Origin of the sequence: Delftia sp. ZNC0008 (assembly GCF_000799035.1) — a bacterium.
Classification (GTDB): domain Bacteria; phylum Pseudomonadota; class Gammaproteobacteria; order Burkholderiales; family Burkholderiaceae_C; genus Comamonas; species Comamonas tsuruhatensis.
Genome location: NZ_JTKZ01000791.1, coordinates 1 through 3313 on the forward strand (window position 1 = coordinate 1; position 3313 = coordinate 3313).

Genomic DNA, 3313 nt, shown 5'->3' on the forward strand with positions numbered 1-3313 from the left:
TATGCCCCGGCCTGCAGACGCGCCGCGCGCTGCGCCAGCCGCTGCTGCTGCGAGGCACGCAGGGCAGCGATCTGCGCCAGGATCTGCTGCTGCTTTTCCATCAGGCGCTGCGTGTGCACGCCATGGGCATCTCCCGCCAGGCCCTGGGCGATGCAGGCGAGCGCGCGCCCCGGGTCGCCGCACTGCTGCCAGGTGTAGGCCAGGTTGAGCTGGGTGCGGGCATCGCGCGGGTCTATGCGCTCGGCCTGCAGGTAGGCGTCATGCGCGGCAGCAAACTGCTCCTGGCAGAACAGGCAGTCGCCCAGCACGTTCCACAGCCAGGTGCTGAGCCAGGGGTTGAGCTCCAGCGCGCTGCGCGCCAGCTCGATGCCTGCCGCAAAGTCCCGCAGCTGCAGCCCCACGAACTCCGCCACCTCGCCCAGCAGGCGCCAGTCGCGCGGGCTGCGGGTGATGGCCTGGCGGTAGCTTTCCAGCGCGGCGTCCTGCCGGCCCGACTCCAGGTGCGTGCGGGCCTCATGGGCCGGGGCCTCGAAGAACTGCTGCGCGTCGGCGCTGAAGCGGTTGAGAAAGGCGGCCGCCGTGCGCTCGCAGCCCTCGCCGATCAGCAGCCGCGCATGGATGGCCCTTTGCGCATCGCCCGGAGGCGCCAGCACCTGCCAGCCCTCGCGCCCGAACAATTGCGCCAGCAGCGGGAAGTTCAGGCCGATGGCGCTGGTGCGGCCAAAGCGCTGGGAGGCGCCCGACTGGGCCGCCGCCTCGGGCGTGCAGGCGCCGTAGTCGTTGATGAGCACCAGGCCCTTGGGCGCCAGCCGCTGCTGCAGCGTCTGCAGCGCGCCGAAGGCGCCGTGGTTGACCAGCAGGCGTGTCGCGTCCTGGCTGACGGACAGGGCGGCATCCACCCAGGGCGACAGTGCCGCGTCGCCGCAGTCGAAAAATCCCGTCTCCTGCTCGAACAGGCCCACCAGGGGCAGCAGGCGCGCGCGCTCGGCCGCATCCGCGTGATCCACCAGGGCGCGGATCTCATGCGGCGACAGCGCGGTGTACTGGCGCACGAGCTGGGCATCGTCCGTCAGGCGGGTGCGTATGCGCAGCTCCTGCACCGGCCCGCCGTTCCGGCGCCGCACGACGGTGGCGGGCAGCACATCCAGCACGTAGTTGCAGAACACGGCATGCAGCGGCGGCAGCGGCACCGTGCTGCCGTCGTGCAGCCGAACGGCCTCGGGATGCATGGCGTCGCAGCAGCCTGCCACGACCTGGCCGCCAAACTCGGCAAACAGGCCGCGCTCGTGCCACTGCGCAACGGTGCGCGGCGAGCCATCTGTCACGTAGCAGACCAGCCGCTGGTCGAAATCACGCCCTTCCTGCTGGCACAGGTGCCGGAAGGCCTGCAGGAACATGCGCGCAAACAGGCCGCAGCCCGCGCCCAGCTCCAGCACGGCAATCGTGCCCTGCGGCGCCGTGTCCGCGCAGTGATGGAACAGCAGGGCCGCCGCATCTTCGGAGAGACGGCCGCTGTTGTTGACCACGTAGGGCACCTCGTTCTCGGCAAAGGTCAACAGGCCCGCCTGCGCCCAATGCAGATGGCCCAGCTCCCACTCGATGCTTTCGGTGATGGGCCGAAAGTCCTGCAGCAGTTGCGAGGCGACGCGCACACCGGACAGCACGTCCTGCGGCGCACGGACCGCAGCGGGCGGCCCGGTGGGCGCACCGGCAGAGGCGGCAAGGGACAGGGAAACGGGCATGGACATGGACAGGGGCAAGGGCACGCGCAGCGCGGCCTCGCCCTTCGAATAGTCGGTTCTCAAGATGCTTTCTCCGGGAGATGCACGGCAGTGGCGCCTGCCCGCGCGGCAGGCGGCAGACGTCCGGCCGGGCTCAGGGCACGGGTGCCCACTTGGACCAGTTCAGGTCGGCCTGCTCGAAATCGGCCTTGAGCATGCGGCGCATGGCGGCCACCTCGTCCTGGGTGATCTGCGTTTCCTTCACCTGCTTGCCCGTGGCCAGGGTGCGGGCCTTGGCCAGATCGGCCTTGGTCACGGAGGCCGTTCCGGCCCAGATGGACTTGGCCGAACCCACGGTGACCCAGTGCTTGCCCTGGGACTGCAGGTCGGCCTGGTAGGCGGATTTCCAGCGCATGTTGTTCTGCGAAACGGCATTGAGCAGCTTGGCCAGCGAGCGCTGGTTGCTCACGCCTTCCTGGGCGAAGGCCTGCAGGTGCACGCGCTCGAACTTCAGCGGCAGCAGGCCCTGCTTGGCGGCCAGGCGGTCGCGCTCATCCCACCAGCGCGCGGCATCGGCCGCTTTGGCGGTATGCAGCTGGTTGAGCCAGTCGGCATCGGTGACGATGCTGCCGTCGCCCTTGACCCACTGGAAGCGCTTGAAGCCGATGTCGGCCGCCCGGCCGAAGTTGTGGTTGCTCTCGCCGGGGCCGGCCTTGGTCTGGGTCTCTGCCGCCTGCTGGGCAAAGGTGCGGCGGCGGCCGGTGGGCGTGATCCACAGCGCGATCTTGTGCGTGTCGTACATCTGCTGCACCAGGCTGGCCAGCTTGGCGCGGAAGGTGGGCTCGTACTCCGCATCGTTGGCAATGGCGGCCTTGCTGGTGGCCGCATCCTGGGCCTTGGCCTCGATATACACCGTCTTGGAGTTGTTCGCGGAGCGCATGTTCTGGTGCGATGCAGGCAGCATGGCGCTGAGCTTGGCCACCGTGGCGCCACCGGCTGCCGCCAGGCCCAGTGCCTCCTTGGCGCCACCGGCCTGCGGCTGGCCGGGCGCGGCCTTGGCCGCCGCCAGCTTGTGGTCGTTCTGGAAACGCTCCAGCGCGGCGCGCGTCTGCGCGCCGTAGCTGCCGTCGTAGTCCACGCCCAGATAGGGTGCATTCTTGGCGTCCTTCACCACGCGCAGCATGGCCTGCAGCAGGGCCACGTCATGGACCTGGTTGCTGCCGCCCTCGCCTACGCTGTCCTTGATGTCTGGCATGTGTCTTCCCTCTTTGCGGTTGTCGGTGTCACGCGCTGCACGGGCTCAGCGGGCGGGATCGGTCTTGCGTTCAGGTTTCCGGCCGGGCGCCTGTTCCGCCTTCGGCAGCAGATGCGCCAAAGGCACCGTGCGCGGCTGCAGCCTGGCCGAGCAGGCACGCAGCCGCAGCGATTCGGCATGCGCCTGTGCCATATCCGCGGCCACCTGCACCAGGGCGTGATGCGGCGCAGCTCCTGCGGGGCGTGTGAGCACCACGGCATAGCCGCCCAGGCAGTCGGCCTGCTGCGCGCGCGCCGCACGCGCGGCGGCCACGCCGGCATAGCGCGCAGCCACCACG

At 69.9% G+C, this 3313-nt stretch carries 2 protein-coding genes and 1 pseudogene; all 3 read right to left on the bottom strand.

Going from position 1 to position 3313, the window contains the following annotated elements; genetic code table 11:
- Positions 1-1805: SAM-dependent methyltransferase (locus L995_RS25520; protein ID WP_047474115.1), on the bottom strand; the 1805-nt coding region annotated here is incomplete at its 3' end.
- Positions 1806-1875: 70 nt separating this feature from the next.
- Entirely contained in the window at positions 1876-2976 is a 1101-nt protein-coding gene (locus L995_RS25525; RefSeq protein ID WP_034364978.1) for a peptidoglycan-binding protein, read from the bottom strand.
- A gap of 45 nt (positions 2977-3021) precedes the next feature.
- Positions 3022-3313, bottom strand: a pseudogene (locus L995_RS25530) (hypothetical protein); the annotation flags it as partial.

Bases quoted from the DNA above. Each gene is read 5' to 3' on its own strand.
- L995_RS25525 (WP_034364978.1), bottom strand. From the start codon at position 2,976: ATGCCAGACATCAAGGACAGCGTAGGCGAGGGCGGCAGCAACCAGGTC.